The 1,633-nt window shown below is 65.3% G+C and carries 1 protein-coding gene; it reads right to left on the reverse strand.

Annotation, left to right across the window (positions count from 1 at the left end; genetic code table 11):
• Positions 1-349: 349 nt before the first annotated feature.
• Positions 350-1,633 (reverse strand): primase-helicase family protein (locus tag ACOVRJ_RS12285; protein WP_422044133.1); only part of this gene is annotated, 1,284 nt, incomplete at its 5' end.

The following is a 1,633-nucleotide window of genomic DNA, read 5'->3' on the forward strand; positions in this document are numbered from 1 at the left end:
CCGTGGCCTTGTCGTTGGCGGCAATGTCCTGCCCCAGCTTCTTGAGCCCTTGCTTGAGTCGGCTCAGGTCCGCTTTCACTTCCAGCTTCATCACTCTCCCCTTCCCTGTACCGCTGTACCAGCTGTACCAGCAACGAAAAACACCGGAACACCTTTAAGAATCAAAGCTGTACCGGTGTACCGGTGAACATTCAAAGAAAGACCCCCACCGATTGACGCAAGGCCGTCGCGTGCGCACACACGCGCACATGGGTTTTGGCGAGGGCATCCGGTACACCGGTACAGCCTTGATTCCAAAGGGAAAACGCCGGTACAGGGTGCCGGTACAGCCGGTACACCGGTACAGCCGTCACTGCTCACCCCCAGCGCCATGGCCCGACCAGTCGCGCAGCACCTGCTCAAAGTCGTCCATGCAGGCCTTCGCGTGGTCGGACAAGGTCACATTGGGGGGCGGGGCCGCCATCAGCCAAAGGCGCGCCACGGGCGCGGCCTGGCCGGTGCCCACGCGGGCCTGCACCGCCTTAAACTCGCCGTCACCCGCCTCGCGCAGCACCAGGCGGCTGAACTGCGGCTTGCTCATGGGCCAGCGCTCGCCCTCTTGCATGGCCCAGCGCTTGTAGGCCCGGTATGCCTGGTCGACCGTGCAACTGCGGCACGGCAGCCCCACGATCTCGTTGCCGCTCCACGCGCGCCAGAAGCGCTCGGGGGACAGGCGGCCCAGCTCGATCAGATCCTCTTTGGCCGAGGTCATCGGCGGCGGCTCGTACCAGGCCCAGTCGGCCAGGTTGCGCGCCAGCAGCCACTGCATCAGGTGCGCCGCGCCGCCGGCCTCGCGCCACTGCACAAAGCGGTCGTACAGCGCCTGGCTGCCCCGCTTGGGCGTCCAGATCACCAAGTAGCGCCGGTCGGTCGGGTCCAGCTTGAGCGGCTCGACCTCGTTGCTGTGGAAAACGATGTTCATGCAGTTGCGCTCGCTGCGCAGGTTCATGAACTTCGTGGCGATGTTGAGGTGGCTGCTGGTGATCAGGCCCTTGAGCACGCCCTTGTGGTGCCGCATTTCGGCCCGGCTCACCACCTCGTCGCCGATGGCGAATTGGCAGCCGCTCTGCCAGTCGGTCCATTGGCTCTCCAGCTCGCGCTGGCCCACCACCTTGCCGTGCTTGCCGTACAGGCTCGCCACCACCTCGTGCAGCAGGTTTTTGCCGCTGCCCTCGTAGCCGTGGAACACAAGGGCCGTCTTGAGCTTGATGCCGGGCCGCTGCAGCGGCAGCGCGTACCAGTTGAGGCAGTAGTCCATGACCTCGGTTTCACCGCCGACGAGGAACTCGAGCAGCTCCAAGAAGGGCTCGACGTCGCCCTCGACCGGCTCCGCGCCCCAGCCCGTCCACAGGTTCACCGCGTGCGGCCCGCACGCCTCGCTCGGATCAAACACCACTTCCTCGGCATGGATCACGTCACGCCGCTCGCTCGTCATCCACAGCTTGACCGGGTCATGCCCAAAGGTATGCCGCAGGTTGCTAATGCGGATCGGCTCCTTGCGCTCTCGGTCCCAGGCCAGGTCGGTGCCGTACTGATAGGCGAAGTCGTTGAACAGCCGCTGCAGCACGCCCGTGTCGACCGGGGGCTTGCGCTT

The sequence above is a fragment of the Roseateles sp. genome (assembly GCF_049240545.1).
Taxonomy (GTDB): domain Bacteria; phylum Pseudomonadota; class Gammaproteobacteria; order Burkholderiales; family Burkholderiaceae_C; genus Paucibacter_A.